At 28.5% G+C, this 3,705-nt stretch carries 2 protein-coding genes and 2 riboswitches; of the genes, one reads left to right on the forward strand and one right to left on the reverse strand.

Annotated elements, in window-relative coordinates:
• Positions 1–286: 286 nt before the first annotated feature.
• Positions 287–374: riboswitch (glycine riboswitch) on the forward strand.
• Between the two features lie 535 nt (positions 375–909).
• Positions 910–2,292, forward strand: coding sequence for an amino acid permease (locus tag NG904_RS16495; RefSeq protein ID WP_252212744.1), 1,383 nt, complete (start codon positions 910–912; stop codon positions 2,290–2,292).
• 46 nt (positions 2,293–2,338) lie between these two features.
• Here NG904_RS16495 and NG904_RS16500 read toward each other — a convergent pair whose 3' ends face one another.
• On the reverse strand, positions 2,339–3,181 hold the full coding sequence (locus NG904_RS16500; protein ID WP_252232792.1) for a choline kinase family protein: 843 nt from the start codon (positions 3,179–3,181) through the stop codon (positions 2,339–2,341).
• 205 nt (positions 3,182–3,386) lie between these two features.
• Positions 3,387–3,564, forward strand: a riboswitch (cobalamin riboswitch).
• The last annotated feature ends 141 nt before the right edge of the window (positions 3,565–3,705 follow it).

Below are 3,705 nucleotides of genomic sequence, written 5' to 3' on the forward strand. Positions count from 1 at the left end.
GTTTTTCTTGATATTAAAATATCACATTTATAGAAGTAGTTTTATTATTAAAATTATTTACTATAAATGAAACATATTATTATCTTATAATAGATGTTTTTAGCAATTATTATGAAATAACATTTTTATTTTAATAAAAAAATGAAGAAATTGTGCAACTTTATTAAAGATAGACTAGTATATATTTTAACAGTTCAGACGAAGATAGTGGGAGAGTTGTGACTATGGTCATGCACCGAAGAAGTAAATCTTTCAGGTACCTATTTAATTAGAGATGACCGCTATTAGCTGAACCCTTGGAGAGACTCGAAATAGAGCACCGAAGGAGAAAGTCGTAAGACGAAACTCTAATGTAAAAGGACAGGGGAAAGGTAGCATATCTTACAAAAGTAATAGATTATCTATTACTTCATTTAGATCTTATCTATTCCCATTTGTATCTCCAATCACAAAATACTTATATAGGAAAAGGCATTTTTAGTACATGCTTTTTGACTAACATGGAGGGATAAAATGGATCAATTAACAAAAGTACTTACTCAAATCGATTTTATAGTATTTGGGCAGGCAACTGTTAGTCTTACTAATGGAAACTGGAATCTGTCTTACTGTATGTCTAGGATTAATTCAATTATTCAAATTGACTATGGCTCTAAAATTTCCTTTTGAGAAAAATAAGGAAGAGACAATATAGAAGGTAATGTTACTAGTTTTGCAACATTATGTACTGTATTATCAGCTACTATATCTTGTAGTTATGCTTTATAACAGTACTAACATCAATAATACTTTTTTGGGGCATTATAGAAATAGAAAGCTATATTTCAATGGCCCAATAATAATTCTAGAAAATTGTGATCTCAGTAACACAGATTTAAAAACAGTAACATTTAGAAAGGCGGAATACATATGTCAGAAAATCAAAATTTATCGAGAGGACTAAAAAATCGTCATGTTCAATTACTTGCAATTGGAGGTGCAATTGGTACTGGATTATTCCTTGGTGCAGGCAGATCAATTCACTTGGCAGGTCCATCTATTTTATTTGCGTATATGATAACAGGGATAATTTGTTTTTTTATTATGCGTGCCCTTGGGGAATTATTGCTTTCTAATTTGAACTACCATTCTTTTGTAGACTTTGTATATGATTATCTAGGAGATAGAGCAGCATTTATTACTGGATGGACCTACTGGTTTTGTTGGATTTCACTTGCTATGGCTGACTTAACTGCTGCTGGACTTTACATACAATATTGGTTCCCCAATATAGCTCAATGGGTTCCAAGCCTTATAGTTCTTGTAATTTTACTAATTATGAATCTTACCACAGTAAAGTTATTTGGTGAAATGGAATTTTGGTTTGCCTTAATTAAAGTTGTTGCAATTTTATCACTAATTATAATTGGTACATTTATGATTATTAAAGGATTTTCTACAGATGCTGGTATATCTAGCTTTACAAACCTTTGGAGTCATGGTGGCTGGTTTCCAAATGGGTTAAGAGGTTTTATCCTTTCTTTCCAAATGGTTGTATTTGCTTTTACTGGAATCGAATTAGTTGGTTTAACAGCAGGTGAAACTGAAAATCCAGAACATGTTATTCCAAAGGCTATTAATAATATTCCAATTAGAATTATTATTTTCTATATCGGAGCACTTACTGTTATTATGAGTATATACCCATGGAATTCAATTAATCCGGATAAAAGCCCATTTGTACAGGTATTTGCTGCAGTGGGAATCGCAGCAGCAGCAAGTATTGTAAATTTCGTTGTACTAACATCAGCTGCATCTGCTTGTAACAGCGGTATCTTCAGCACAAGTCGTATGGTTTACTCTCTTGCTAAAGAAAATAATGCACCTGAGTCAATGAAAAAATTAACTTCTCATCAAGTACCTTCTAATGCTACAATGTTTTCTGCAACTGTCATATTGATTTCAGTTATTCTGAACTATATTATACCAGAAGGGGTGTTTGTACTGATTACAAGTATATCAACATTCTGCTTTATCTTCATTTGGGCAATTATAGTTATCTGCCATCTAAGATATCGCAAAACTAATCCTGAGCTTGCTACTAAGAGTAAATTCAAAATGCCATTTTATCCAATGGTAAACTATATAATTCTAGCATTTTTTGCTTTTGTTATAGTCGTATTGGCACTTAATAATGAAACTCGTGTAGCCCTATTTGTAACACCTGTATGGTTTATAATGCTTGGTATGATTTACAAGATACTTAAATCAAAAAAGAAAAATGAAGAAAATGCAAAAAGAAATTTAGTATAGGTTAACTCACTTACGTTAGACATTTGTACGACAATAGATTAATTATTTAAGAGTTTTGTCTTAAATCTTCAAAAATAATATTAGCCCCGTTAAGATAATCATAATCATTGTTTGGATCTTTAGTTTTTAATAATGACCATGTTGCATTATAAAATTTAACTACATATAAAAAATCTAATAGTTTTTTATAATCTTCTTCTTTATAATAACCAAAATATTGTATTAATAAATTCTTTCTACAATTATCATTAAGGAACCATGATATTGTAGCAAGATCCCAAAAAATATCGCCCATGGCTGAATATTCATAATCAATAAAATATAAGTTGTTCTTTAAAAGAAGTATATTTGAACAATTAAGATCATTGTGACATAAGCCTATAGTTGGATTATTATTTAGAATAAATTCTAGATAATTTAATTTTTTTAAGAGTTTATCAATATAATTAGGTAAAGAGATATTGAATTTTTTACATAAATCAATTCTAGTTTTTATATGATTAAAGGGTTTAAAGAGCTTTTCACAATTTAAATTATGAAGTTCTTTTAATCTTTTAGTTAATCTGTTAATAAAATTAATAGAGGAGAATTCATCTTCAGTAGGCATTTTACCATTTATCCAAGGAAGAATCATATTACCACTTTTGCTAGAAAAATAATAAGGTTTAGGAGTTAAATCAATATTAGAAGCTTTATTTATGATTTGAAATTCAGTTTTTCTATCATTATCTAAATATAGATTGGTGCAAATTCTAATAAAAAAATCATCACCATTATATGAAACTTTATAGTTATTATTATTAAGTCCACCTATTCTTTCTACAGAGGTAACAAGGTTAGTATTCCAATTAGTATTTTGTTTTAATAAAAACAATAACTCTTCATTCATTTTAAATATTCTCCTAATTCATTTATATAAAATAATAAAGAATTATAACAAAAAACATTAGAAAAGGGAATAAAAAATTTATACAAAGTTTAATAAAGAATTGATTATAGTTAATTAGTAATTAATGTAATTGTTTAAACTAAGATGGTTTCATGAAGAAAAGATTTTGTTTGACAAGTAATATATTGAAGGATATAATCAGTATGAAAATTAAACTGTATAAGGTGTTTTATTGACTTAATAGGGAATTGGGTGAAAAACCCAAACTATCCCAGTAACCGTGAAACTGACGAAATTCTTAAATACACCACTGTAAAATTCGGGAAGGTGAGAAAAGTAGGATGAAGTGAAGTCGGGAGACCTGCCATATATAGAATTCATATTATCTTCTGAGGGTGAGATAATAAATATTTATTAATTTATTCTTATGCTTAATAAAGATATAAACTACAACTAATATAAAATTCTTAGTATGTATTTTTAGAGCTACTCTCAAAAAGAGTGGCTCTTTTTTGAATTAATAT

This window comes from Clostridium sp. ZBS15 (assembly GCF_023845705.1).
GTDB classification, from domain to species: domain Bacteria; phylum Bacillota; class Clostridia; order Clostridiales; family Clostridiaceae; genus Clostridium; species Clostridium aquiflavi.

Bases quoted from the DNA above. Each gene is read 5' to 3' on its own strand.
- NG904_RS16500 (WP_252232792.1), bottom strand. From the start codon at position 3,181: ATGAATGAAGAGTTATTGTTTTTATTAAAACAAAATACTAATTGGAAT.
- NG904_RS16495 (WP_252212744.1), top strand. From the start codon at position 910: ATGTCAGAAAATCAAAATTTATCGAGAGGACTAAAAAATCGTCATGTT.